This is a genomic window from Paraburkholderia humisilvae, assembly GCF_902859855.1.
In the GTDB taxonomy this organism is placed as follows: Bacteria; Pseudomonadota; Gammaproteobacteria; order Burkholderiales; family Burkholderiaceae; genus Paraburkholderia; species Paraburkholderia humisilvae.
Map to the genome: position 1 here is coordinate 306,626 of NZ_CADIKH010000004.1, position 25,219 is coordinate 331,844.

The 25,219-nt window shown below is 62.4% G+C and carries 21 protein-coding genes and 1 pseudogene; 12 read left to right on the forward strand and 10 right to left on the reverse strand.

Annotated elements, in window-relative coordinates:
* Window positions 1-48: 48 nt before the first annotated feature.
* The 4 genes from HV796_RS05915 to HV796_RS05930 all read left to right on the forward strand — a co-directional run bounded on the left by HV796_RS05915 (window position 49) and on the right by HV796_RS05930 (window position 6,401).
* A complete protein-coding gene (locus HV796_RS05915; RefSeq protein ID WP_175225520.1) occupies window positions 49-3,300 on the forward strand; it encodes an efflux RND transporter permease subunit in 3,252 nt (1,083 codons plus the stop codon).
* A complete protein-coding gene (locus HV796_RS05920) occupies window positions 3,290-4,504 on the forward strand; it encodes an efflux RND transporter periplasmic adaptor subunit (RefSeq protein WP_175225521.1) in 1,215 nt (404 codons plus the stop codon). Before HV796_RS05915 ends, HV796_RS05920 begins: the two co-directional genes overlap by 11 nt.
* Window positions 4,497-6,002, forward strand: a complete 1,506-nt coding sequence (locus HV796_RS05925; RefSeq protein WP_246355714.1) for an efflux transporter outer membrane subunit — start codon at window positions 4,497-4,499, stop codon at window positions 6,000-6,002. The genes HV796_RS05920 and HV796_RS05925 overlap by 8 nt, the downstream gene beginning before the upstream one ends.
* Window positions 6,003-6,128: 126 nt before the next feature.
* Window positions 6,129-6,401 (forward strand): DUF4148 domain-containing protein, encoded by a 273-nt coding sequence (locus HV796_RS05930; RefSeq protein WP_175225522.1) that lies wholly within the window; start codon window positions 6,129-6,131, stop codon window positions 6,399-6,401.
* Window positions 6,402-6,445: 44 nt separating this feature from the next.
* Here HV796_RS05930 and HV796_RS05935 read toward each other — a convergent pair whose 3' ends face one another.
* The 3 genes from HV796_RS05935 to HV796_RS05945 form a co-directional block, all read right to left on the reverse strand.
* Window positions 6,446-7,132 carry a response regulator transcription factor gene (locus HV796_RS05935; protein WP_175225523.1) on the reverse strand — a complete coding sequence of 229 codons (687 nt, stop codon included), beginning with the start codon at window positions 7,130-7,132 and terminating at the stop codon, window positions 6,446-6,448.
* Window positions 7,133-7,178: 46 nt separating this feature from the next.
* Window positions 7,179-8,504, reverse strand: coding sequence for a sensor histidine kinase (locus tag HV796_RS05940; protein ID WP_175225563.1), 1,326 nt, complete (start codon window positions 8,502-8,504; stop codon window positions 7,179-7,181).
* An 83-nt stretch (window positions 8,505-8,587) separates the two neighbouring features.
* Window positions 8,588-9,277: a response regulator transcription factor gene (locus HV796_RS05945; RefSeq protein WP_175225524.1), complete on the reverse strand. Its 690-nt coding sequence runs from the start codon at window positions 9,275-9,277 to the stop codon at window positions 8,588-8,590.
* A gap of 326 nt (window positions 9,278-9,603) precedes the next feature.
* On the opposite strand from HV796_RS05945, the gene HV796_RS05950 reads away from it, so the two are divergent.
* Window positions 9,604-10,878, forward strand: a complete 1,275-nt coding sequence (locus tag HV796_RS05950; RefSeq protein WP_175225525.1) for a porin — start codon at window positions 9,604-9,606, stop codon at window positions 10,876-10,878.
* Window positions 10,879-10,906: 28 nt separating this feature from the next.
* On the opposite strand, the gene HV796_RS05955 is transcribed toward HV796_RS05950, so the two are convergent.
* On the reverse strand, window positions 10,907-12,223 hold the full coding sequence (locus HV796_RS05955; RefSeq protein ID WP_175225526.1) for a hypothetical protein: 1,317 nt from the start codon (window positions 12,221-12,223) through the stop codon (window positions 10,907-10,909).
* A gap of 81 nt (window positions 12,224-12,304) precedes the next feature.
* The gene (locus HV796_RS05960; RefSeq protein WP_175225527.1) at window positions 12,305-12,553 is read right to left on the reverse strand and encodes a DUF4148 domain-containing protein; all 249 of its coding nucleotides are present in this window, start codon (window positions 12,551-12,553) and stop codon (window positions 12,305-12,307) included.
* 510 nt (window positions 12,554-13,063) lie between these two features.
* On the opposite strand from HV796_RS05960, the gene HV796_RS05965 reads away from it, so the two are divergent.
* The 5 genes from HV796_RS05965 (at window position 13,064) to HV796_RS05985 (ending at window position 18,293) form a co-directional block, all read left to right on the forward strand.
* Window positions 13,064-13,978, forward strand: coding sequence for a carbohydrate ABC transporter permease (locus tag HV796_RS05965; RefSeq protein WP_175225528.1), 915 nt, complete (start codon window positions 13,064-13,066; stop codon window positions 13,976-13,978).
* A 9-nt stretch (window positions 13,979-13,987) separates the two neighbouring features.
* Window positions 13,988-14,839 carry a carbohydrate ABC transporter permease gene (locus HV796_RS05970; RefSeq protein WP_175225529.1) on the forward strand — a complete coding sequence of 284 codons (852 nt, stop codon included), beginning with the start codon at window positions 13,988-13,990 and terminating at the stop codon, window positions 14,837-14,839.
* Between the two features lie 196 nt (window positions 14,840-15,035).
* On the forward strand, window positions 15,036-16,325 hold the full coding sequence (locus tag HV796_RS05975) for a sugar efflux transporter (RefSeq protein ID WP_175225530.1): 1,290 nt from the start codon (window positions 15,036-15,038) through the stop codon (window positions 16,323-16,325).
* 210 nt (window positions 16,326-16,535) lie between these two features.
* Complete coding sequence (locus tag HV796_RS05980; protein ID WP_175225531.1) at window positions 16,536-17,414, forward strand: MBL fold metallo-hydrolase; 879 nt, start codon at window positions 16,536-16,538, stop codon at window positions 17,412-17,414.
* A gap of 204 nt (window positions 17,415-17,618) precedes the next feature.
* Entirely contained in the window at window positions 17,619-18,293 is a 675-nt protein-coding gene (locus HV796_RS05985) for a peroxiredoxin-like family protein (protein WP_175225532.1), read from the forward strand.
* A gap of 33 nt (window positions 18,294-18,326) precedes the next feature.
* On the opposite strand, the gene HV796_RS05990 is transcribed toward HV796_RS05985, so the two are convergent.
* Window positions 18,327-19,232, reverse strand: coding sequence for a LysR family transcriptional regulator (locus HV796_RS05990; protein ID WP_175225533.1), 906 nt, complete (start codon window positions 19,230-19,232; stop codon window positions 18,327-18,329).
* Window positions 19,233-19,459: 227 nt separating this feature from the next.
* Here HV796_RS05990 and HV796_RS05995 point away from each other — a divergent pair, with 227 nt between their 5' ends.
* Entirely contained in the window at window positions 19,460-20,581 is a 1,122-nt protein-coding gene (locus HV796_RS05995) for a TIGR03118 family protein (protein ID WP_175225534.1), read from the forward strand.
* A 475-nt stretch (window positions 20,582-21,056) separates the two neighbouring features.
* Window positions 21,057-21,626, forward strand: a complete 570-nt coding sequence (locus HV796_RS06000) for a VOC family protein (protein ID WP_175225535.1) — start codon at window positions 21,057-21,059, stop codon at window positions 21,624-21,626.
* Between the two features lie 305 nt (window positions 21,627-21,931).
* On the opposite strand, the gene HV796_RS06005 is transcribed toward HV796_RS06000, so the two are convergent.
* From HV796_RS06005 to HV796_RS06020, 4 genes and pseudogenes are all read right to left on the reverse strand, one after another.
* Window positions 21,932-22,906 (reverse strand): anti-sigma factor family protein, encoded by a 975-nt coding sequence (locus HV796_RS06005; protein WP_175225536.1) that lies wholly within the window; start codon window positions 22,904-22,906, stop codon window positions 21,932-21,934.
* 11 nt (window positions 22,907-22,917) lie between these two features.
* Window positions 22,918-23,451 (reverse strand): RNA polymerase sigma factor, encoded by a 534-nt coding sequence (locus HV796_RS06010; RefSeq protein ID WP_075160886.1) that lies wholly within the window; start codon window positions 23,449-23,451, stop codon window positions 22,918-22,920.
* An 820-nt stretch (window positions 23,452-24,271) separates the two neighbouring features.
* Window positions 24,272-24,970, reverse strand: coding sequence for a response regulator transcription factor (locus tag HV796_RS06015; protein ID WP_175225537.1), 699 nt, complete (start codon window positions 24,968-24,970; stop codon window positions 24,272-24,274).
* Between the two features lie 137 nt (window positions 24,971-25,107).
* Window positions 25,108-25,219 (reverse strand): annotated as a pseudogene (locus tag HV796_RS06020) (ketol-acid reductoisomerase); the annotation flags it as partial.

Here is a 25,219-nt window from a genome sequence, read left to right on the forward strand (position 1 = left end):
GCCCGTCCTTATCTCCTTGTTGCACCTCGATCACGGACCGCCTGCCCGATGCTGAAGATTGTGCGCCTCGCGTTGACCCGGCCCTACACGTTCATCGTGCTGGCGCTGCTGATTCTACTGGCCGGCCCGCTCGCCGCGATGCGCACGCCGACCGACATTTTCCCGGACATCCGGATTCCGGTGATCGCGGTTGTGTGGAACTACCAGGGCTTGCAGCCAGACGACATGTCGGGCCGCATCGTCACGTATTACGAGCGCACGCTCGGCACCACCGTCAACGATATTCAGCATATCGAGTCGCAATCGTTTCGCGGTTTCGGCGTGGTCAAGATCTTCTTTCAGCCAACGGTCGATATACGCACCGCGACCGCGCAGGTCACCTCCGTATCGCAAACGGTGCTCAAGCAGATGCCGCCCGGCACGACGCCGCCGCAGATTCTCAACTACAACGCGTCGACGGTGCCGGTACTGCAGATCGCGCTCACAAGCGACACACTCGATGAGCAGAAGCTCGCCGACTACGCGACCAATTTCATTCGTCCGCAATTACTGAGCGTGCCGGGCGTTGCGATTCCGACGCCGTACGGCGGCAAGATTCGCGACGTGCAGATCGACCTCGACCCGCTTGCGCTGCAGCAGAAGCATTTGTCCGCGCAGGATGTGGCGAACGCGCTCGCACAGCAGAATCAGATCATTCCGGCCGGCACCGAGAAGATCGGCCGCTTCGAATACAACATCAAGCTCAATAACAGCCCGCGACAGATCGCCGCGCTCAATGCGTTGCCGATCAAGACCATCGGCGGCACGACGATTTATATTCGCGATGTCGCACACGTGCGCGATGGCTATCCGCCGCAGACGAACGTGGTGCGCGTCGACGGCCACCGCGCGGTGCTGATGAGCATCCTGAAGAACGGCAATGCGTCGACGCTCGACATCATCGCCGGCGTCAAGGCGCAACTGCCGCGCATCGAGGAAACGCTGCCGCCGTCGCTCAAGCTCGTCACGATGGGCGACCAGTCGACCTTCGTCAAAGGCGCAGTGAGCGGCGTCGCGCGCGAGGGGATTATCGCGGCCGCGTTGACTTCGCTGATGATTTTGCTGTTTCTGGGCAGCTGGCGCTCGACGCTGATCATCGCGACGTCGATTCCGCTCGCGGTGCTCAGCGCAATCGCGGCGCTGTCGGCCACCGGCGAGACGCTCAACGTGATGACGCTCGGCGGACTCGCGCTCGCAGTCGGCATACTCGTCGACGACGCGACGGTCACGATCGAAAACATCAACTGGCATCTCGAGCAAGGCAAGGACGTGCGCAGTGCGATTCTCGAAGGCGCATCGCAGATCGTGCTGCCCGCGTTCGTGTCGCTGCTGTGCATCTGCATCGTGTTCGTGCCGATGCTGCTGCTCGACGGCATCGCGCGCTTCCTGTTCGTGCCGATGGCCGAAGCCGTGATCTATGCGATGGTCTCGTCGTTTATCCTGTCGCGCACCTTCGTGCCGATGATGGCGCACTATCTGTTGCGTCCGCACGCATCGGGCGGCCACGCGTCGGGCGAGCTCGCGGTGGTGATGGCTCCGCACGGCAGTCACGACCGCCCTGTGCGGTCACGCAACCCGCTCGTGCGTTTCCAGCGCGGCTTCGAGCGCGGCTTCAATACCGTGCGCGGCACGTATCGCGCTCTGCTCGGCGCCGCGCTATCGAACCGCGCGCGTTTTCTCACGGGCTTCGCGATTGCGGTTGCATCCGCGTTTCTGCTGGTGCCGTGGCTTGGCCGCAACTTCTTTCCGAATATCGATTCCGGCGAGATCGAGATTCACTTTCGCGCGCCGATCGGCACACGCATCGAAGACACAGCCGCGCTCGCGGATCATATCGAAGCCGCTGTGCGCCAGACGATTCCGCCCGACGAGCTAAGCAACGTGGTCGATAATCTCGGTCTGCCGAACAGCGGCATCGACCTCGCGTACAACAATAGCGGCACAACGGGCTCGCAGGACGGCGATATCTACGTGACGCTAACGGCCCATCACGCGCCGACCGCGGACTACGTGCGTACGCTGCGCGCGACGCTGCCGCACACGTTTCCCGGCACCACGTTCTCGTTTCTGCCGGCGGATATCGTCAGCCAGATTCTGAATTTCGGCGCGCCCGCGCCGATCGACGTGCAGGTGTCGGGACCCGACGACGCCGCGAACCGCCGTTACGCGGTCGAACTGTTGCGCCGCATGCGCGACGTGCCCGGTATCGCGGACCCACGTATCCAGCAGGCGTCGAACTATCCCCAGTTCAGTGTCGCGGTGGACCGCTCGCGGGCCGATCAGCTCGGCATCACCGAGGACGACGTCACCGATTCGCTGGTCGCGAGCCTGACCGGCACCGGCCAGGTCGCGCCATCGTTCTGGCTCAATCCGCGCAATGGCGTGTCGTATCCGATCGTCGCGGCGACACCGCAATACAGTTTGACGTCGCTTTCCAGCCTCAAAAACCTCACCGTGACCGGCGCCGACGGCCGTTCGCAATTGCTCGGCGCGATCGCGAGCGTGACGCGCGGCGTCGGCGACCTGGTCGTCTCGCACTACAACATCCAGCCGCTCTACGACGTGTTCGCGACTACGCAGCGCGCGGACCTCGGCTCAGTGGCATCCGGTATCCAGCACATCCTGCACGCGACCGCGCATGACGTGCCAAAAGGGGCGCGCGTCACGCTGCGCGGCCAGGTGCAGACGATGAACAGCGCCTTCACTGGCCTGCTGTTCGGTCTGGTCGGCGCGATCGTGCTGATCTTTCTGCTGATCGTCGTGAACTTTCATTCGTGGAGCGATGCGGGTGTGATTGTCGGTGGCTTGCCGGCTGCGCTCGCCGGCATCGTCTGGATGCTGTTTGCGACGCATACGCCGCTGTCGGTGCCCGCGCTGACGGGCGCGATTCTGTGCATGGGCGTCGCCACCGCGAACAGCATCTTGGTCGTGAGCTTCGCGCGCGAGCGGCTGCGCGCGACCGGCGATGCACACGTCGCCGCACTCGAAGCGGGCTTTGCGCGCTTTCGCCCGGTGCTGATGACCGCGCTTGCGATGATCATCGGCATGGCGCCGATGGCGCTCGGCCTGGGCGACGGCGGCGAACAGAACGCCCCGCTCGGGCGCGCGGTGATCGGCGGCCTGCTGTGCGCGACCTGCGCGACGCTGCTGGTGGTGCCGGTGCTGTTCAGCATGGTCCATCGCCATGACAGTCACGACCCTCACTCCGATCCCGACACCGGTTCGACCGGTCTTGCCGAAGGAAACGCTCATGTCCACTGAAATCGACATCGCTGCGCCCAAGCGCCCCGCCCATCTGAAACTTGCCGGCATCGTCATCGTGCTGGCGGCCGCCGCGACCGTCGCGGACGGCATTGCGAGCCGGCTGCATACGCAGCGCGAAGTCGCCGCATGGACCACGCAGCAGGCGCTGCCCACCGTCGCCACGGTGCGGCCGCAACCGCTCACGGCCACGCAGCAGCTGGTGTTGCCGGGCCACCTCGCCGCGTGGATCAATGCACCGATCTATGCGCGCGTATCCGGCTACCTGCATGCGTGGTACGCCGATATCGGCACGCCGGTGAAGGCCGGACAACTGCTCGGCGTGATCGATACGCCCGATCTCGATCAGCAGCTCGATCAGGCACGCGCCGATTTGCAGAAGACGGTCGCGACCGAGAAACTCGCGGTGGTCACCGCGCAACGCTGGACGGAAATGCTGAAGCAGGATTCGGTGTCGCAACAGGAAACCGACGAAAAGACCAGCGACCTCGCCGCGCAACAGGCAGCGGTTGCCGCCGGGCAGGCCAACGTGAACCGGCTCGAAGCACTCGAATCGTTCAAGCGGATCGTCGCGCCGTTCGACGGCGTGGTGACCGCACGCGATACCGACGTCGGTGCGCTGATCGATGCAGGGGGCGGCAACCGGCCGCAGCTGTTCACGGTATCCGACGCGCAACGATTGCGCCTCTACGTCAGCGTGCCGCAAAGCGAAGCGGCCGCGGTGCGGCCCGGCATGCAGGCGACCCTAACCGTGCCCGAACGGCCGGGCACGACGTTCAATGCGTCGCTGGTCGATACCGACGATTCGATCACGCCTGCATCGGGCACGCTATTGGTTCAACTGTCCGTCGATAATCACGCGGGGCTGCTTTTTCCCGGCGAATACACGGAGGTGCGCTTCGCGCTGCCGACCGACGCGCATGCGCTGCAAATCCCCGCGAGCGCGCTGATTTTCCGGCACAACGGCTTGCAGGTCGCGACACTCGGCCCGCACAATCGCGCCGTGATGAAGCACGTGACGATTGCGAGCGATCTTGGCTCGCATGTCGTGATCGGTTCGGGTCTCACGGCAAGCGACCGCGTGATCGACAATCCACCGGATTCGCTCGCGGCGGGCGACCTCGTGCGCGTCGCCACGCAGCCGCCTGCGGCGACGACACGCACCGCGGATGCGCAGACCGACGCGGAGCACGCGCATGGGTAGGCGGATGTTGCGCCCATCGACGGCATGGACCGTTATTGCGTTACTCGCCGCGGTCGCGTTGGATGCATGCTCGTTCGCGCCGCCGTATCAGGTGCCACCCACCGCGATACCGACTTCGTTCAAGGAAGGCGGCCCATGGCAGCTGGCACGCCCCGCGGACCGCATTCCGCACGACGGCTGGTGGAAGATGTTCCACGATCCGCAACTCGATGCGCTTGAAGCGCGCGTTGACACCGCGAATCCGGACGTCGCGGCGGCGGTCGCGCGTCACGATAAGGCAGAGGCGCTGGTCGACCAGACGCGCGCGGGTCTTTTCCCGACCATCGGTTCCAGTCTCGATGTGACACGCGCGCGCCAGTCGGACCGGCGGCCTTTGCGCGGCGCAAACGAACCGGACAATTTCTATTCGAATACCTTCGCACTGAGCGCCGACTTCGATCTCGACTTATGGGGCAAGGTGCGCAACGAGGTGAGCGCGGGCCGCGCGAACGCGCAGGCCAGCGCGGACGATCTGGTGTCGCTGCAACTGGATCTGCAAGCGAATCTGGCCGACGACTACTTCACGCTGCGCGGCTTCGATGAGCAACAGCGGTTGCTGGCCGACGCGGTTGCCACGTATCGTCGCGCGCTTGCGCTGACCCGCAGCCGGCACAGCGGCGGCATCGCATCCGGACTCGACGTATCGCGCGCCCGTACGCAATTGCAGACGGCCTTGGCCGCGGCCGACGACACGCGTGCACAGCGTGCGTTGCTCGAACATGCGATCGCGACGCTGACCGGCACGCCCGCCTCCGACTTTTCACTCGCGCCGGATGCAACCCGCACGAGCCTGCCGTCGATTCCGACCGGCGTGCCGGCCGCGCTGCTGCAACGGCGCCCCGACATCGCCGCCGCCGAACGCCGCGTGGCGGCGGCCAACGCGGAGATCGGCGTCGCCAAGGCCGCCTATTACCCCGACGTCTCGCTCGACGCGCTAGCCGGTTATCAAAGCGGCGTGCTGTCGCCGTGGTTCGGCGCGGGCGACGAAATATGGTCGGTCGGACCCAGTCTCGCGTTCACGCTATTCGACGGCGGGCGTCGCCGCGCGATCACCCGCGAAGCGCGTGCGCAACTTGCGCAGAACGGCGCGCAATACAAATCGACGGTGCTGCTCGCGTTTCAGCAGGTCGAAGACAATCTCGCGCTGCTGCATCACCTTGGCGACGAAGCGCGGCACGACGACGACGCACTCGCCGCCGCACAACGCACGCTCAAGCTCGCGACGTCGCGTTACAAGGACGGCGTGGTCAGCTATCTCGAGGTCGTGACCGCGCAAACCGCCGCGCTCGATGCGCAAATCGCATGGTCGGAACTGCATACGCGCAGATTGACCTCATCGGTGGGTCTGATCCAGGCGCTCGGCGGCGGCTGGCGGAACGATAACGGTGACGCACCCAGCACGCGCGTTGCGCACGATGCGCGCAGCGCGCGGAACGCGACCGCGAACAGCGCTGGATGAACGAGTTTTCATCGTGATACGGCGGAATCGCTACGGGCTCCTTTTTACACTGACTCTGACCACTGCCGATCCGCTCACGCCGATCGACGGCGGTCCTCTTCTGACGATTTTCCGAGGAACACCCCTATGAAACTCACACTGGTCATCTTCGCACTCGCCGGCGCCACGCTGTGCAGCCCGGTCTTCGCCCAAACCGCCGCATCGGCGAATACGGCCGCCAGCGGCGCATCCGCGCCGTCCGACCCGCCGCCCTCGGTCGCGCAGGCCGGCCAATGGACGCCGCCGTATGGCCAGCCTGTGACCGGCCTGACACGTGCACAGGTCTATCAGGATCTTGTGCACGCCGAGAAGGATGGGCAATACCAGTACCTGAACCAGACCCTGTACTCGCACGGTTGAGCATGCGAGACGCGCGCGCGATGCGGGTCGTGCGCGCGCTGCACTCAAGCGTCGACGGATAGCTGATACCCGTAGCGACTGACCGTCTCGATGCGCACCTGCGGACAGCGTCCGGTGAGCTTGCGGCGCAAGCGCGACACGACGAGGTTCACGCATGCGGGGTCCACCTCTTCCTTCTCCGACCACGCGTAGCGGATCAGCTGATCGCGCGGCACGGGCACATCGAAGCGGCGCAGCAGGCATTCGAGCAACTGGTACTCGCGCCGCGTCAGCGCGATACGGCTCGCGCCGGCGACCAGCTCACGGGTGGCCGCGTCGAGCTGTACGGTGATCCGCAGCGCGCCGAGCGGTTCGGCGGGCAACGCGACGGTGATCCGCTGCAGGGCCACAATCCGCTCGTGAATCTCGACGAACGAGTAAGGCGGTGTCAGACACCCATCCGCGCCCGCACGCAACATGCGAACTCGTTCCGCTGCGCCAAGCCCGCGCACCAGCGCGATGATGACCGGCGCCTCGTCCACGCGCGACAGCGCGGGCAGCGCGTGCAATAGCCCCGCCTGCGACGCCGGCTCCATCGCGAGCGCGACGACGGCGTCGAACGGGTCGTGCGCGGCGAGAAACACGCCGTCACGTATGTCGTCGACACGCTGGACGCTGTGCGCGCTTTCGCGAAACGCTTTATGAAGCCATGTGGCTTCCGGATGAATCGCCGAAACAAGAAGGATGCGCATGCAATCGGTTACGAAATTCGAGTGGAGTGAGCGCGCATCGCCGCGGCTAGGCGAGCGTGTGAGGCCAGCATTCGACCGTCACACGCGTGCCTGGCTCGGCGCTGCCAATGCTGGCGGAGAAATCATGCACTCTGAGAACCGCCGATACGATGCCGAGGCCCAGCCCCGAACCGGCGATATGCCGGGTCTGTTCACCGCGATAGAAACGCTGCATCACCGCGTGGCGCTCTTCGACGGGAATACCGGGTCCGTTGTCGATCACGTCGACTTGTGGGCCGTCGCGGGTCTGCGCAAGACTCACGCACACCGCGCCGCCGGCCGGCGTAAACTTCAGCGCATTGTCGAGCAGATTGCTCAGTGCCTCGAACAGCAACGCACGGTCGCCGTGCACGACCTGAACGGCCGCCGTGTCGACACTGAGCGCGATCGACCGGCTTTCGGCAAGCGGTTCATATAACTCGCAGACATCGCGCACTAGCGCTTCGAGCCGGATTTGCGCAAATCCGCCACGCCGTTTGAGCGTGCCGATCTCCGAAATTCGCATCATTGCGCGAAAGCGCTCCAGCAGATGATCGGTTTCCTCTCGCGCGCGCACGAGCATCGGCCGCCAGGCAATGGTCGTATCGTCCTGCGCATTTTCGTCGATATGCGCAAGCAGCGTTCGGACATGAGCAAGCGGCGTGCGCAAATCATGAGCGATACCGTCACATGCCCCCTTCACTTCGGTCATCAGGCGCTCGACCTCGTCGAGCATGTGATTGACGAGGTGCGACAACAGGTCGAGTTCGTCGCGACGGCCGACCGGTAGGCGCTGGTTCAGATCGCCTTGCGCGATCAGCTGCGTGACGCGCCGGATTTCGCCCACGCGCCGCATCTGGCGCATCGCCAGCGCCAGACCGCCGGCCACACCGGCCGCGAGGCAGAGGCCGCTGCTGAGCAGCAACGCGTTGAGGATGGTGTCGCGGATGCGGATGATGTAGGTCAGGTCCCGCGCAACCAGCATCACATCGCCGTCGCGACGACGATCGGCCATCGCGCGCACCACCGGCACGTCGACCGTTCCATTCACCGGCAGCGTGTGATTGAGGGTCACGCCGACGCGATCGGTCCGCATGCCGGGCGGCAGACGCGTCACATCGCCGGCCAGAGGCTCGCCGTCCGCGCGAAACAGGCCGTAATACGCGTTGTGCATCCGCTCGCGCTCGACCCGGTGCCCGATCGTTTTGGCCAGTTGCGCGCGCGGAATCGCGTCGAAGTACTTCAGTTGCCAGTCCATCACGAGGTCGTTCTGCCGCTCCATCTCGCCTGTCACAACCCAGCTCATGAAGCCGAGCAGCAGCATCACCGATACCGCGAAAATCGACCCGTACATGAACAGCAGGCGAAACGTCGTGGTGTGCCAGCGCCGGCCGATATCGGGCGGCAATGGACGGGGGGCCTGACTGGACAGCGTGCTCAACTTCCCCCCTGGCCGAATATATAGCCTGACCCGCGCACCGTCTGGATCATCGCGGGCACACCGGGCGGATCGATCTTCTTTCGCAGGCGGCCCATATGCACATCGATCAGATTCGTGCCTGGATCGAAGTGGTAGCCCCAGACCGCCTCGAACAGCATCGTGCGTGTAATCGTGCGGCCGGCGTGACGCATCATGTACTCGAGCACGCGGTATTCCGTCGGCAGCAACGCAATTTCCTCGCCGTCGCGGCGTACCTTGCGTGATACGACGTCGAGTTCGATCGGCCCCACCGACAACAGTGCGTCCGATTGCGGCATCGGCGTGTTACGCCTGCGCAGCAGCACTTCGAGCCGCGCGACCATCTCTTCGGGATCGAACGGCTTGGTCAGATAATCGTCGCCGCCCGCGCGCAGCCCACGCACCCGTTCGTCGACATCGCCAAGCGCACTGAGCATCAGCACCGGCGTCGTGACACCGATGCTGCGCATGGTCGTCAGGATAGTCAGACCGTCCATGCCCGGCAGCATCCGGTCGAGTGTGATGACGTCGTAAGCGTCGTTAAGCGCACTAACCATGCCCTCCTTGCCATTGTCGATCCAGTGTACGGAAAAGCCTCTGCGGCTCAGTTCGTTGACGATCTCGCCTGCCGCAATCTCGTCGTCTTCGATCGTAAGCACTCTCAACATGATGATCCAATCGCCTCGCGCGTCGTCACGGCATTCACGTCAACCGATGCGGCTCGCCCAGCGTCCGTCTCCTTTCGTTACTGGCAGCTTACGCGACGCTGTCCATCTGATCCGTAGCAATTCGATGAAGAATTTTTCATCTTCGCGCGGCTCACGGAACAGGCAACAGCCTGAGCGCCAATTCACGTTTTCGGAATACACCATTGCACGGTCCTGGCTAGATTGCACTGCTATATTTCGCCCGGCAATAGCGCAGCGGCATAGCGCCGCACGCGTCGCAGCGCGCGGATGAATGAATTCCACAAGAGGCATATCAGGAGACACGTATGAGGAGACGGCATTGGCTCGCCGCCATGGTGCTAGGGTCGCTGTTCGATATCGCGCATGCGGACGACGGCAACAGCATTACGCTGTATGGAATCATGGACGTCGCGGTGGGTGTGGTCGAACACAATCCGAATGCGAGCGCTTCGTTTCCGACCACGGTGAATCCTGTCAGCAAGGTCAGCACACAGTTTCAGAACCCTGTCATTGGACTCTTCAACGGCGGCATTTCGGACTCGCGCTGGGGGATACGCGGCAACGAGAATCTCGGCGGCGGAATGCATGCGTTCTTCGATCTTGAATCGGGCTTCAATGCGCAGTCTGGCCAATTGAACAATGCGGTGGCGTCGATTACCGGCGCGAAAAACACCGTTGCGGGCGCATCCGCGCTGGACGGCCAGTTGTTCAATCGCGGCGCCTATGTCGGACTGCGCGACGACAAATTTGGTTCCGTCGAATTCGGCCGTTCGACGACATTCGGCTACGACGTCATCACCTCATACGATCCGCTGTTCCAGTCGCAGCTGTTCTCGCCGCTCGGTTTCTCCGGATCGTATTCGGCAGGCGGCATTACTGAAGGATCGCGAACCGATAACAATATCAAGTACACGAATCAGATCAGCAACTTCAACTTTGGCCTTTCATATAGCTTTGGCGGCGTCGCCGGACACTTCGGCGACGGCTCGACGTTCGGCGCCGTCGCGGGCTATCAGAACAACGCGTTCGGCATTCAGGCGACTTACTACCAGGCGCGCGATATCGTCCATTCGGGTGCGCTCGTCGGCGCGAATGCGATCGACAGCCCGCTGATCGGCACGAATGTCGGCGCGCTGTCGCTGAATGACGACTACGACTATATGATCGCGGCGAAGTATTCGTTCGCGAACGCGACGCTCAAGGGCGGCTACGAGCGCTTCGTGATCAAGCCGCCGTCCGATCCGGTACCGGCCGGCACGACGGTCGATTATTTCGGCTTTACCGGTGCGCTGAGCAACACGACGACCACCACGACCACCAACGTCTACTTTTTCGGCGGCGATTATCAGTTCACGCCGAGCTTCGACGTCGCCGCGGGCATCTACGATACGCAGACCGAGCAGTCGCAGGGCGTGGCGGGCGGCAACCAGTGGCAGTACTCGGTGCTTGCCGACTATCACTTCACGCGGCGCACCGATGTGTACGCCGGGTATATGTTCTCGAAGTTCAATGGCGCAGCTTTCAATGGCTTTCAGTCAACGAACTATATTCTCGCGACAGGCTTGCGCACGTTGTTCTGACGATCACATAAGCGATACACCCGATCGATCACGATTGCCTGACCACGGGCGAATCGTGATCGGGGAACACAGGGGTCGAATCGCCGGGCGTGAAGACCTGTGAATAGAAAATGTGATGCCGCGCATCGGGCCGCAATGCGATCTCATGGTTGGACATCGGCAAGCGGTAGGTGCCGTCAATGTCCCGCCCAAAGTAAGTCGCAACGACACTGCCGGTTTGCGCCGGGTAGGTCAGTGCGATTGCGCGGTCGAACTGGCGCATCGCCTGGGGAGGGACGCTCGAAGGCCAGTAAAAGGTCTGCGGCCAGCGCGCGACAATCGAAACCGCCTCGGTATCCGGAGATTTCGCCTTTTCCTCCCGGAACCTCTGCTGCAGGCACGGCAGCATATTGCCCGCAAGCCACTGTGCACGCTCGTCCATCGCTTTGCCGTAGTAGTCGACGACAGCGGGGTTGCTTGCGGTCCCCGGCGGAAACTCCGATGGCGCGGGCCGACCTGGACTGTTGCCGTGCGCTCGCTCGAATTTCTCGATCTCAGGAGTCAACGCCCGGGTGTAGTACGGAGCAAACCAGTTAACGATGGGCGTCGCATTGAGCGATGCAAGCGTATGGCTTTCGTGCGCCGCTCCTGCTTCCGTATCCTGACCTGTTTGTTCGAGGGCGGTTTCCCGATCGGCCAATCCCCACGCGCGATGAGCTTCGGCGACATCGGGCAGCGCAAGCGGCGCGAACGCGATTGCCGGCGAAAGCGGCGCCAATAGCAGAGCCACGCCATTGCCGAGCGTCTGTACCGAAGCGTTTGCGAAATCCCATTTGGCCTGATCAGAATTGGGGTTGCTTGACCATTCGCTGCCGGTTAGCGCCATGCTGTATGCGCCCATCCCTACCCCTACCGCTGCGCCGATGTTCATGCCCGAGCTGTAGAGCCTGTAGGGCAACTTGCTGCCGTTCCTGTTGACCGCCTGCAGGTATTCCAGCCCGGTCATCATGGTTTGATTGCCGGAATTGACATAGTTTTCGGGCACAGGATTCTGCTGCGTGAGTTTGTATTGACCCATCAACCCCAATACACCAAATGCCCCCCACGCGGCGTGATTTCCGCCGCTACCGGCAAACGGATGCGGCCCGGTCCCGCCGGAATTGTTCCGCGCGGACCCGTTACGCCGGCCAGCTCCGTTGGTCCCGGGAGCCGCATGGTTTGCCAACGGCGCTTTCGGTATCGCGTTGGTGGCATGGGTCGCGCTGTGGTTCGCCACTTTCTGCCTGGCGTCATTCAACTCCGGATCATCGTTTGCCGGGCCGGCCGACGCCGCACCGACGCCTGCGCCAATAGACGAAACTCCCACAACATCACCTTTGACTTTGAGTGAACGGGTATCCCGATTCTATTGACGCGATGCGGCGTGCGGTCCTATCTGTTCACTCGTTTAGTGATGCGCATAGACGGTCCGGTTCAGCGTGGCAATCTGTCCATCACGTTGCGCTTGCACGAGTTCCGCGTAGACCTGAGCGCGGGTCTTTTCCACATTCGGTGGGCTCGTTGCCGACCACTGTGACGTTTGCGCCGGCGCGGCGCTCTGCTGCTTCGGTGGGGCTTCGCTGTTCGTTTGTGCATGAACTGCCATGCTTGAGGCGAGCGTGAGGAGTGCGGTCAACGTCGTGATGCTAGCCTTCATGAGAAATTCCGTGCGTTAAGTGAAACACTGTCCTGTCGAAGGCCGGGCACGCTTTTCTCCCTATCCGCATTGGCGGCGGAGTGCATGCGTCGGCATCGGCTATTCAATAACGCCTCGGATTTCCTCGTTCTTCCATTCAACAAATCTCAACTCGAACGGCCTCGTGACGCGCGGCACGCTCGCTCGCAATTCCGTTCCACGGTTGTCTGTACGTGTCATCGTCGATCGTCTGCATTGCCAATCAACTGGCTGGAACACGCCGACCTGAGCGCGTTTTGTGCGGTGCGCCGCAACGCGCGGCGGGACAGGTTTGAAACATTCGAAAGCGATGCGCGCTACCCACATATTAAGACGACCATCCAAAGGTTGCGTGCGCTGAACGGGTCGGCTACTTTTTTCTTCTGTGCCGCGAACCCGCTTGAGTCGGGCCAAGCCGGCGCGGAACGCTTCCCTGGACGCATCCGCCGTCACCCACGGCCCGTGCGCAGTCGTCTCGCGCGAGGAAACCGAATGTCCACGACCCTGTCCGAACCCGCCGCGGGCGCGAGCCGCATCCGGCGCAAGCGCCGTGCGCCGCTGAACCGGCGGCGCAATCGCGCGGCGCTGCTGTTTCTGCTGCCCGGCGCGCTGATCTTCGCGCTCTACGTCGTGTACCCCGTGCTGAGCAGCATCGCGCTCAGCTTTTACAACTGGGACGGCATGACGCCGCGCACTTTCATCGGCCTCGCGAACTATGCGGAGCTGCTGCGCTCCGACACGTTCTACGTCGCATTGAAGAACAATGTGCTGTGGCTCGTGCTTTTTCTGCTCGCGCCGCCCATTGGCCTCGCGTTCGCGCTCTATCTGAATCAGAGCGTACGCGGCATCCGGCTTGTGAAGTCGCTCTTCTTCGCGCCGTTCGTGCTGCCGGGTGTGGTCGTCGGTCTCGTGTTCAGCTGGTTCTACGACCCGACGTTCGGCTTGCTCAAGATGATCATCGGGCACGGCATTCCGGTGCTCGGCGATCCGCGCTACGTGACCTACGGAATCATCTTCGCCGCGCTATGGCCGCAAATTCCTTTCTGCATGATTCTGTATCTGACCGGCCTCACCGGCATCAATGCCGAAGTCATCGAGGCCGCGCGCATGGAAGGCGCACAGGGCTTCAAACTGCTATGGCATGTGATCCTGCCGCAATTGCGGCCTGCCACCTTCATGGCGTTCGTGCTGACGGTGATCGGCGCGCTGCGTAGCTTCGATCTGATTTCGGTGATGAGCAGCGGCGGCCCGTTCGACAGTTCCACCGTGCTTGCCTATTACATGTACGACCAGGCGATCAAGTACTACCGCGAAGGCTATTCCGCGTCGATCGCGGTCGTGCTGTTCCTGATCATGCTCGCCTTTATTGTGTGGCAGCTGCGCCGGCTCGTGCGCAGCGAATCCTGAGGAAACGCGATGTATCCGATGCCCGTTTCGCGCTGGCGCCCCGGCAACCGCCTGCTGTACAAGATATCGCTGCCGTTCGCGCTGCTGCTGTGGCTGCTGCCGTTGCTGGCCGTGCTGACCACGTCGATCCGCTCAAGCGATGAACTGTCCGCCGGCAACTACTGGGGCTGGCCGAAGCAGTTTGCGCTGATCGAGAACTATCGGGTCGCGCTCACCGAAACGCCGATGCTGCATTACTTCCTCAACAGCGTGCTGATTACGCTGCCGTCGGTTGCAGTGGCGATCTTTCTTGCGTCGATGGCAGGCCACGCGCTGGCGAACTACCGGTTCCGCGGCAATATGGTGCTGCTCGCGGTGTTCGTCGCGGGCAACTTCGTGCCGGTGCAGATCCTGATGATTCCGGTGCGTCAGTTGACGCTCGACTTCGGCCTCTATAACACCGTCTGGGGGCTGGTCCTGTTCCACATCGCATTCCAGACCGGCTTTTGCACACTGTTCCTGCGCAATTTCATCCGCCAGTTGCCGTACGAACTGATCGAAGCGGCACGCGTGGAAGGCGCGAGTGAATGGGCGGTCTACGCACGCATCGTGTTGCCGCTCGTGCGTCCGGCACTCGCCGCACTCGGCATTCTCGTCTTCACCTTCGTCTGGAACGACTACTTCTGGGCGTTGTGCCTCACGCAAGGCGATGATGCGGCGCCGATCACGGTCGGCGTCGCCGCGTTGCGCGGCCAGTGGACGACCGCATGGAACCTCGTCTCAGCCGGGTCGGTGCTCGCGGCGCTGCCGTCGGTTCTAATGTTCTTCGCGATGCAGAAACACTTCGTCACGGGCCTGACGTTCGGCGCGACAAAGGGATAAAACGAAGGAAAGACGATAACCGGACACCCCCCAAGATGGGCGCGTTTATGCCGTGAACGGCGCACCGCCGCCGCATGCGTACCCGCGATCGATGCCTCATGCATTGAGCGATACGCGCCGCGCCCACGACTCACCCCATGCGCGTTACCATCTCGCTCGGCGCACGTGCCGCGTAGCGCCCTGATCCCCCTAATCGATGAACGCCCGACTCGCCGCACTCGCCCGTATTCCGTTTTTTATGCCCCTCGCGGCCGCGACGCTGATGCTTGGCGTCGCGATGTCGTTTACCGCGCCGTATCTGTCGCTGTTTGGTGTCGAGCAGGCCGGCATGACGCCGCTGATGCTCGGCGTGTTCATGACATTGATTGCCGCAAGCGGCGTTGCAACCAGCGCATGGGCCGGCAAGTGGTCCGACCGGCATGGACATCATCGGTCGCTGTTGCTTGCGGCGCTGGTGCTCGCGGCGCTCGGCTATCTGCTGATCTGCTTCGTGCGCGAGTACCGTGCGCTGCTGGTGATCGGCATCGTGTTTCTCGGCGCAAGCGGTTCGGCGCTGTCATTGGTGTTCGCGTTCGGCCGCGCCGCCTTGCCGGTGCGCGACGAAGCCGAGCGCGCGTTCGCCACCGCGACACTGCGTACGCTGCTGTCGGTCGCGTGGGTGTTCGGGCCATCGCTTGGCGCGCTGGTGCTCGCGGCGGCGGGCTTTCATGGGCTCTTTCTGTTCGCGGCCGCAAGCTTTGCGGGCTGTGCGGCCATTATCTGGCGCATGCACGAGGTGCCCAGTGGTGACCTGCATAGCGCGCCCGAGCACGTCCCCGGCGACCCGGCGTCGTCACTCGAAGTCACGACGCCCGAGCCGGAAATCCCGATCCAACCGGACTACACGCACGCAGGCGCGCCGATGCGGCAAATCTGGCGCTCGGTGCTCGCCCTGACGCTGATCGGGCTCGCCGCCAACGCCACGATGATCGTGCTGCCGCTTTACATCGTGCGCGGCTTGCACGGCACGCGCATCGACGTGTCGATCATGCTCGGCCTCGGCGCGTTCCTTGAAATCCCGATGATGCTCGCGCTCGGCGCACGCGGCGCAACATTAAACAAGCTCCGTTGGCTGGCGGCCTGCTGCGTCGTGCATGTGATCTACTTCATCGCGATGGCGGCCGCCGGTTCGATCAACGTGCTGATTCCGATGCAGGGGCTCAACGCATTCGTTGTCGCCGTCACCTCGTGCCTCGGTATGACCTACGTGCAGGACCTGATGCCGAGCAAGCCGGGCGCCGCCACCGCGCTGTTCTTCAACGCGTCGCGCGTCGGTTCGATCCTGTCCGGCGTGCTGTCAGGATTGCTGGTCGCGGGCATCGGCTATCGCGGCACCTTTCTCGCTTGCGGCTGCCTCGCGGCGGGCGCATTCGTGCTTTTCGCCGATCCGCCCTGGGCGCGCGGAGCGCGCTACGTGCGCGATATGTGGCGTAGCCGTCGCGCTTAGGACGCGCACGTTCCCTATATCCGGCCGTATACGGCATGTCGCATGTCGTTGCGTATCCAACAAACTCTGTGCGAATCCGCAAGACGTACGCGGCCCGGACGCCAACAATTGGCGTTTTCTCACGGCAACGGCGCGCGCCGACGCCGCGCCGCTGATCGCAACCTTGCGCGGAACCCGCCGCACGCCGACGCCTGATGTCTCGAGGCAAAATTGGCATTAACAACTGTTTCTCATCAGATCGGCCACGTGTCGATCACGCGTGTCACTGAAACCGCGTTTACGCTGCCGCTGTCGTTTCTGTATCCGAACTGGCGCACCATCTGCCGTGCGGAATTGGGCCGGCTGCTGTCGCCGGCCACGCTCGATGTACAGCAGGAGGAAGTGATACTGAGCGTGCATACATGGGTGGTCCGCACCGGCGGGCACACGCTGCTGATCGACACGGGCATCGGCAACGGCAAGTACCGCCCGTTCAATGCGCGCTTCGACCAGCTGCAAACGTCGTTTATCGAGCGCCTTGCGCTTGCCGGCGTGCGGCCATCGGACGTCGATTATGTGCTGCTCACTCATTTACATGCCGACCACGTCGGCTGGAACACACAGTTCGTCGACGGCCGGTGGATACCCACGTTCCCCCGCGCGAAGTATGTGTTTCCGCGCGCTGAAATGGACTTCTTTGCAACGCGCGCGGGGGAGAACCGCCGGATGGTTTTCGAGGACAGCGTGTTGCCGGTCGTCGAAGCAAACCAGGCAACCCTGATTCCTGAGAGCGGCGGCGAGTTTCTCGACGGTATCGAATTTCACCCGACGCCTGGGCACAGCATCGCGCATATGGCCATTTCGATCCGCTCGGAAGGCGAAGAAGCGCTTTTTTGCGGCGACGTAATGCACAATCCGCTGCAGGTGTACCGGCCCGACTGGTGCTCGACCGTCGCGCTCGACCGAGCGCGTGCCCGCAGTTCGCGGCGATGGCTGCTCGATTACGTCGCTGAGCGCGGCGCGCTGGTGTTCACTGCGCATTTTCCGGAGTCGTCAGTCGGGCGAGTGACGCGTAACGGCGATGCATTCGCGTGGGGGTACAGCGCCTGATACGCCTGATCTGCTTGAAGCTTCCTTTCACATTGCACTTCGCGAGCGTGCCCGCGCCCGCCTGCCGCCTACGCATGCCGCGGTCATGCCTCGCCGGAATGAATGTTATGCGCGCGCGGCCGCTACCGTGCGGAGAACGGTTCGCCGACGATGGTTGCTGTGATGCTCCAGGACGGGCATCGTCAGTCACGACAGGAACCTTCGATGTCTCTACAAGCAAGACTCGACGCCTTCACGGCCGCTTTCCAGGCCGGGCATGCGCCCTACTTCGCACCGCCCGAGGTTCACCGGATCATCGAACGGGCGACCGCCGAACTGGTCGCGTCCCGTCAGGCCGAACGCGCGCTGAGAGCCGGCCACCGCGTACCCGCATTCGTGCTGAACAGCCCCAATGGCAAGCCGGTATCCTCGTTGAGTCTGCTTGCGCAAGGACCGCTCGTCATTGATTTCTGCCGGGGCGTCTGGTGCCCGTACGGCAATCTCGAACTGCAGGCGCTCGAGGCGGCGCTGCCCGCGCTTCGCGCGCACGGCGCGCGCGTCATCGCCATCTCGCCGCAGAGCGCGGCGCATAGCCGGAAGGCTGTGCGGATGAATCGGCTCAGCTTCCCGATTCTGTGCGACACGCACAACGACCTGGCAGCCGCGTTCGGCTTGCGCTACGCGCTGCCTGGCTATCTGATCGAACTCTACAGGCAGTTGAAAAACGACTTGCCCGCGTTCAACCACGACACGAGCTGGACGCTGCCGATGCCGGCGCGCTATCTCGTGGGTCAGGATGGCGTGGTGCTGGTCTCGGAAGTCAACCCCGACTATACGCAGCGTCCGGAACCCGAAGATCTGCTGCCGGCGTTACGGCAGGCGCAAGCGTCATCTGCATGAGGCGCCTTGGCCCGCTCCGCGCACATGCCGGACCTATGCCGCTGCCGCTGCGCCATCGGCGCCAAGCGTCGCTTCGACAAACGCGGTAAACGCGCGGGCCTTCGCACTGGCCATCCGCCCGGTCGGAAATACTGCCCACAGGTCGATCGGCGGCAGTGCCCAGTCGGTGAGCACCGCTTGCACTTCGCCGCTCGCGAGCTCCGGCGCGAACATCCACGCCGACGCCACCGCGACGCCCAGGTCCGCCAGCACGGCCGCACGCACGCCTTCCGCGGCGGTCACACGCATTCTGCCGCCGACCGCCACCGCCGTTTCGGAACTGCCGCGGCGGAACGACCATGCGGTGCCGCCGCCGCGCTGCTCGTAGACGATGGCCTGGTGCGACGCAAGCTCGGCCGGCGTGCGCGGTATCCCCGCTGCGCTGAAGTACGCGGGCGTGCCGACCACGAATCGCGCGCTCTGTCCGATCTTGCGCGCGGTCATGCTTGAATCGTCGAGCGCCCCCATCCGGAACGCGACATCGATACCTTCCTCCAGCAGGTCGACATTCCGATCGTCGAGCACAACATCGACGTTCAATTCCGGATGCTGTGTGAGAAACGATTTCATCTTCGGCACGATATGCAGCCGCGCGAACGTGACCGCGGCGCAGATCCGCAGACGCCCGGAGAGGCCTGCGGCGGAGCCGCGCGCGGCGAGCTCCGCTTCGTCGATCTCCTCGATCGCACGCTTCGCGCGCTCGTAGTACTGCTGGCCCGCTTCGGTCGGCGTAAGGCCGCGCGTCGAGCGCATCACGAGCCTCACGCCGAGACGCTCCTCGAGTTGCGCAATCGACTTCGAGACCGCCGGCTGCCCGACATTCAGGCGTCGCGCACCACCGGAAAACGAGCCGGCCTCGATCACGCTGACAAAGGTTTCCATCGCCGTCAAACGATCCATCAGTCGCTCCTTCTGGAGCACCGATCATATCGCTCGCGACGCGACGACGCCATTGCGCCATGGAATGCCGACCTTGCATTGCGACGCATCGCCCATCGCGCGACGCTTCGAATGCGCGCGTCACCCAACCATGCAACGCAAATAGTCTCGTCGCAGCGGGAATAAAGCGTACGCGCACTTCGTTCAGTGTCCCGTAACAACGACCCGGGTATCCGAGGAGTGCGGCCATGAAGTCTGTGCTTAAGGTGTTAGGCGCCGTCGTCGGCGGTACGTCTTTGTCGATGCTGGTCGCGTGCGGCGGCAGTGGCTCCGGGTCGGGCAACAACATGATGCAAACGTTCGCTGAAACCATCCTGGTTTCGGACGGTGCAGTCCCCGCCTCGCATACGGACCCGAACCTGAAGAATGGGTGGGGCGTCGCATTCAACCCGAATGGATTCGTCTGGGTCGCCGATAACGGGACCAATGTCGCCACGCTCTACGACGGCAACGGCGTCCCGCAATCGCTCGTCGTCAGTATTCCAGATGGTACGAATGGACCCACGAATCCAACCGGCATTGTGTTCAACGGCACGAGCGACTTCATGATCAGCCAGGGCGGCAAGAGCGGCGTGGCGGCATTTATCTTCGCCGGCGAAGGCGGCACGATTACCGCGTGGGCGCCGGCCGTCCAACCCACCGCCGCGCTGATCGAACACGACGACGGGACGGGCGACGCGGTCTACAAGGGCCTTGCGCTCGCGTCCGCGAACGGCAACAACTTTCTCTACGCGACCGACTTTCACAACAACAAGATCGACGTGTTCGACCGGTCCTTCAACAAGGTGACGATGCCGGGCAATTTCCACGATCCGTCGCTGCCCGCTGGCTTCGCGCCGTTCGGTATTCAGGCGATCGGCTCAAGGCTTTTCGTCACCTACGCGCAGCAGGACGCCGCTGCACATGACGACGTCGCCGGTGCCGGACTCGGCTTCGTCGATGTGTTCGATACCGAAGGGAATTTCAAGCAGCGCTTTGCATCGGGTGGCCCACTCAACGCACCATGGGGCATCACGCAAGCACCGTCCAATTTCGGCTCGCTCAGCAACGCGGTGCTGATCGGCAACTTCGGCGATGGGAAGATCAACGCGTTTGATCAGTCGAGCGGTCTTTTCATGGGGACGCTCAACACGTCGAATGGCAGTGCGTTCGTCCAGGATGGTTTGTGGGGAATTGCGTTCGGCAACGGCCTCGACAATCAGCCGATGAACACGTTGTTCTTTGCCGCCGGACCGAACAATGAAGCCAATGGTGTGTACGGACGTATCGATGTGCAAACCATCACGACCTCATCGATGCCCATGATGTAGCGTGCTAGCCGGCTTCGGGTCCGACGCCTGCGCGACAAGCACACGAACGCGCAATGCCGCACCGCACCATGATCGACGTGCGCACCATGATCGAGGACGCAACGGATAGTTGCGTCCGCTACGATTCTGTTTCCTCAATGTAATGCACGCGTCACCGCCCCGCGTTCGATGACATGCGTATGAAGCCCGTTGATCCCTATCGGAAACGCAGGTGTCTCATCGATATTCCCGAACGGATACAACGCGTTGGCGCGTATCGAACGGTTCGTTTCGTGTGCATCGAAATTTGCGCTCCGCCATGCGCGATTACCCAGGAATAATCGTCTGCGCCAGTTGTTTTACGTGAGCAGCGTGCGTTTGACGTCGAGCAGAATCGGAGCGTCACGGGTGGTTCAGCCAGTTGCGTGCTAGCAAGGCTGCGAGGCACAACACGCGCCACCTCGTGTTTACATCCAGCAGCAAAGGAGTTGAAGCAATGATGAATCAGTCGGTGAAAGACAAGCCCGTGCGACCGTTGAAGAAGCTTCCGATGCGTTTGCATCACCATGCCTTTACGACGGACAACCACCAGCAGACCCGCCACTTTTACGAAAAGATTCTCGGTCTGCCGCTCGTCGCTTATGAAGTGGAACGCGAGCGGATCGGCGATACATACGTCGATATCGGCTACGCGTTTTACGAGCTGGGCGACGGCAGCACGCTCGCGTTCTTCACATTCGATGACCCTGAAAAACAGGCGACGTGGAAAGAAAAGGAGCAGTCGCTCTTCGTGCACATTTCGCTGCTCGTCGAGGCCGCGACCCAGGATGAAATCGAACAGCGGCTAACGAAGGCCGGTTTCGAGCCGCTGATGCTGCAGCATGGCTTCTGCACGTCGCTCTATATCAAGGATCCGAACGGCCTGATGCTCGAGTTCAGCGTCGACCACGAAGATACATTCGGCGTGGTCGAAGCAATGACATCTTCCGTGCGCGAATGGATGCAGGGCGGTCGCAAGCCGGGCAAAAGCCTACCCTTTAATGCGGCCGCGGGCAACCTCGCGTGAGCGCGCAAGGCCGCATGCCGCGCAATCGATGGGCTGAACGGCGCGCACCTCGCGGCACCTCGCGAGCGCGCACCGCGCACCGCGCACCGTTCTCTCAGCGAGAAAATCTCTACAGAAATTGAGAATTCGCTGGAACGCTATTCCGCTACACTTGTTGGGTAAGTTCTTTGTGTTGTCGTGATTCGGGTCGCCGCCGTTGTAGCGTAGAGCACACAACGCACGCAGCGCCGTATAAAGCAGTCGAGCCATGCGGCCGACTCCAGACTCGAGGTCGGCCGCATGGCTCGATCAGCGCATGCGCACTATCAGGTCATGCTCGAAAGCAGTGAATCGACCGATGCCTTACCGAATAGCTGGCCGCTGCGATTTTCCGCCAGCATCTTGCCGAGATCGGGCAACGCAATGCCGTCGCGTTTGCCGATCAGCGCGTAGCCCAGTTGACCCTGTCTCCACGTAATCACGCTCATGTCGTCGATGCTTTGCTCGGCGATCGCACGATCCGGCTTCGCTTCTTTCGTCACGCATAGCGCGACCGGCGCGCCGGAGCCCGTTGCCGGCAGATAAACGATCTGCACAAGCGGCTTGCCATGAAAGCGCAGGCGCTGCACGCGCTTGAATGTCAGGCCCGACGCACTCAGGTCGGGCACGTGCACGTCGAGCCCATCCACATGCCGGATTTCGTCGACGATACGCGCTGACTGCGCCATATCCGGCTGTACTTCCGCAAGCGTTTCGTTCGCATACAGCTGCTGGTATCCCGCGGCTGCGATCACCCATGGCGATGCGCCACCCGCCAGCGATGCGAGCGGCGTGTTGTCGAACATCCCGGACCCGGAATGAGCATCCGCAGCCAGCCTGAACACCGCACCCCAGCAGAACGCACCTGCGACGAACGCGACCGCAAGCCACGCCGGCGCAATGCGAAACGGCGCGCGGCGCGGCAACTGCCACGCAGGCGGACTGCCCGCGGCAGGCGGAGGCGGGCCCGCGGGACTCGCGTGAAAGCGAATCTGATCAGTCGACGCGTCACACTCGTCGTCGTACTGCGCGTGCTCATCACCACGCGCGATGCGGCCGACCAGCGCTACCAGACGCTCGGGCACATCAGGCAACTTCTGATGCGCGAAAGCGTTCTGATAAGGTAGCCGAGACGCCCGAAGCAATGCGACACGTTCCGCGAGCTCAGCCGACGACCCGATCCCCTCTTCAACCTGTTGTTTCTGGTCAGCCGGCAGCAAGCCGTCGACGTACGACAACAACAGGATGTCGTCAATCTTCATTCCCCGTCTCCTTACCCTTTGATGCTGTCTTTCACTTTTTGGTCTTGTCGCGTGCCGAACTGACTCCCAACGGCCTGCCGCGCGCGCGACAGACGGCTCATGATGGTGCCTACCGGTACTCCGAGAACCTGGGCCGCCTCCTGATAACTAAGCCCTTCGACGACTACCAACAGCATAACGGTGCGCTGCGCATCGGGCAATCGCTCGACTGCACGAACGATCTGCCGGTTGAGCGCATCCGCCTCAGGATCCGGCGCGGAAGGATCCGCGACCGTTTCCAGGTAGCTGTCGTCCCACTCCGCGCTTGTCCGGCTGCGCACGCTGCGCGCGCGCAATTCGTTGATCCATGTGGTGTGCACGATCGAATACATCCAGCTCAACGGCGACGTATCCGGCTTCAACTGGTGTGCCCGCTCGAGTGCGCGCAAGCACGCGCGTTGCACCAGATCTTCCGCATCGTGCTGATCCCGAGAAATGCGTAGCGCGAACGCCCACAACCTCGGCAGCAATTCTGGAAGGATGCTGGGAAAATCTGCGACGCTCATCGGCGTAATTCCTCGCGTGACGTTTCTGTTCTGTCGACTCTGCGTAATTTTGCAGACATCGGCGGCAAACGAAGTTTAGCGTCGATCGCAAACGTTTGCTGTTGCATCCATTCTGATCCCGACTAACGCAATTAGAAAAAGAAACGAAGGCAGTCATTGTTGATCACCAGTCCAATTGCAAGTCAATTGCCGGGTTGTCATGCCAGAAAGCACTGGAGCCCTATTAGACGCAAGGAGCATAAGCCGCCTGCGTGACCGTGCTGTAAAAGCACCCCAACGAACCGTCGCCAGCGCTGCTGCCGGAGTGTCGTGGGAAGTGTCCACTTTGCCTAATGCCATTCGTATTTGCACCGTCAAACAACCGGCTTCGCGCGTCCGCCTCAACATCATTTCGATATCCTTGCGACGCATCTTTTTGCTCATTGCGCGGGGCCTGCAGCCTGTCTGCCCAGCCTCCGCGTCACATCGACGCACCTGAAGGGGAACGCGGCGATACCGTCGTTTCCCTTGCAGGCATGACCTTAACCAAAGCGAACCTTTACGGCAACCGAACGGTATTCGTTTAAGGAGAACCATCTTTTCCACCTAACGAAGTATCCGCGATGCCGAATATGAAACGTCCGACATATGCCGGCTTTCCGCAAAGTAATCCGCTTTACAAACCTTTGGGATCCAGATGAATCATTAATCTGCTGATTCACCCAAGTCCGCAATAAACCATGCAGCGCAAATCTGCCTCAAAAAAGCCTGCCGCGTTCTTAATTCTATTGAATTAAACTCCGGCCATTATTGCGTTAAACAATGGCAATCGCACAGCCACTTATACCGTCAATACATATCCGGCACCGCGCACCGTCTTTAGCATCGACTCTTCACCGGGTACGTCGATCTTCTTGCGCAGCTTGCTCATGTGCACTTCGATCAGATTCGTGCCCGGATCGAAGTGATAGCTCCAGACCGCCTCGAACAACATCATGCGGGTCACGGTCTGCCCGACGTGACGCATCATGAATTCGAGTACACGGCATTCGGTCGGCAGTAACGCGATTTCCGCGCCATCGCGCGTGACCTTGCGCGCGGCCAGGTCGAGCGCGAGCGATCCGGCCCGCAACAGCGAATTCGCACACACCGTCGCGCCGAGGCCCGGTTCCTGGCTGCGACGAATCAATTCTTCGAGACGGGCCATCAACTCGCCGGAGTTGTACGGCCGCGTCAGATAGTCGTCACCCCGTGCTCTCAGACTGCGAATCCGTTCGTCGACATCGCCAGGAACGTTCAGCATCAACACCGGCGTTTGCACCCCGACAGTGCGCATCGCGGCGAGAATGCTCATTCCGTCGATGCCGGGCAACATGCGTTCGAGCGTGATGGCGTCGTAACCGCCGCCGATTGCGCGCGCCAGCGCTTCACGTCCATCGCCGACCCAGTCGACGGAGAATCCGTAATTTTTCAGTTCCGCGACGATTTCAACGCCTGTTGTCGGGTCGTCATCGATCGTCAGTACTCGCGATCTCGTCATCGTTTTACCTTCCCGAATCTGCTTATCCTTGAGCCGGTCATCCGTCACCGCCTCGTTTCGCCTGCTTCACGTCCTCGGTTGTCCGTCCTCACCTTGATCTTGCTGCGCGCCCGTTTGCGCGTCCATCGTTGGCTCGTCTAGTTCTTCGACTGGTCGACGAGCTTGTTCTTTGCGATCCACGGCATCATCGCGCGCAGCTTCGTGCCAACCTGTTCAATCTGATGCTCAGCCGTGAGACGGCGGCGCGAC

Bases quoted from the DNA above. Each gene is read 5' to 3' on its own strand.
- HV796_RS05915 (WP_175225520.1), top strand. From the start codon at position 49: ATGCTGAAGATTGTGCGCCTCGCGTTGACCCGGCCCTACACGTTCATC.
- HV796_RS05920 (WP_175225521.1), top strand. From the start codon at position 3,290: ATGTCCACTGAAATCGACATCGCTGCGCCCAAGCGCCCCGCCCATCTG.
- HV796_RS05925 (WP_246355714.1), top strand. From the start codon at position 4,497: ATGGGTAGGCGGATGTTGCGCCCATCGACGGCATGGACCGTTATTGCG.
- HV796_RS05930 (WP_175225522.1), top strand. From the start codon at position 6,129: ATGAAACTCACACTGGTCATCTTCGCACTCGCCGGCGCCACGCTGTGC.
- HV796_RS05935 (WP_175225523.1), bottom strand. From the start codon at position 7,132: ATGCGCATCCTTCTTGTTTCGGCGATTCATCCGGAAGCCACATGGCTT.
- HV796_RS05940 (WP_175225563.1), bottom strand. From the start codon at position 8,504: ATGTACGGGTCGATTTTCGCGGTATCGGTGATGCTGCTGCTCGGCTTC.
- HV796_RS05945 (WP_175225524.1), bottom strand. From the start codon at position 9,277: ATGTTGAGAGTGCTTACGATCGAAGACGACGAGATTGCGGCAGGCGAG.
- HV796_RS05950 (WP_175225525.1), top strand. From the start codon at position 9,604: ATGAGGAGACGGCATTGGCTCGCCGCCATGGTGCTAGGGTCGCTGTTC.
- HV796_RS05960 (WP_175225527.1), bottom strand. From the start codon at position 12,553: ATGAAGGCTAGCATCACGACGTTGACCGCACTCCTCACGCTCGCCTCA.
- HV796_RS05965 (WP_175225528.1), top strand. From the start codon at position 13,064: ATGTCCACGACCCTGTCCGAACCCGCCGCGGGCGCGAGCCGCATCCGG.
- HV796_RS05970 (WP_175225529.1), top strand. From the start codon at position 13,988: ATGTATCCGATGCCCGTTTCGCGCTGGCGCCCCGGCAACCGCCTGCTG.
- HV796_RS05975 (WP_175225530.1), top strand. From the start codon at position 15,036: ATGAACGCCCGACTCGCCGCACTCGCCCGTATTCCGTTTTTTATGCCC.
- HV796_RS05985 (WP_175225532.1), top strand. From the start codon at position 17,619: ATGTCTCTACAAGCAAGACTCGACGCCTTCACGGCCGCTTTCCAGGCC.
- HV796_RS05990 (WP_175225533.1), bottom strand. From the start codon at position 19,232: ATGGATCGTTTGACGGCGATGGAAACCTTTGTCAGCGTGATCGAGGCC.
- HV796_RS05995 (WP_175225534.1), top strand. From the start codon at position 19,460: ATGAAGTCTGTGCTTAAGGTGTTAGGCGCCGTCGTCGGCGGTACGTCT.
- HV796_RS06000 (WP_175225535.1), top strand. From the start codon at position 21,057: ATGATGAATCAGTCGGTGAAAGACAAGCCCGTGCGACCGTTGAAGAAG.
- HV796_RS06005 (WP_175225536.1), bottom strand. From the start codon at position 22,906: ATGAAGATTGACGACATCCTGTTGTTGTCGTACGTCGACGGCTTGCTG.
- HV796_RS06010 (WP_075160886.1), bottom strand. From the start codon at position 23,451: ATGAGCGTCGCAGATTTTCCCAGCATCCTTCCAGAATTGCTGCCGAGG.
- HV796_RS06015 (WP_175225537.1), bottom strand. From the start codon at position 24,970: ATGACGAGATCGCGAGTACTGACGATCGATGACGACCCGACAACAGGC.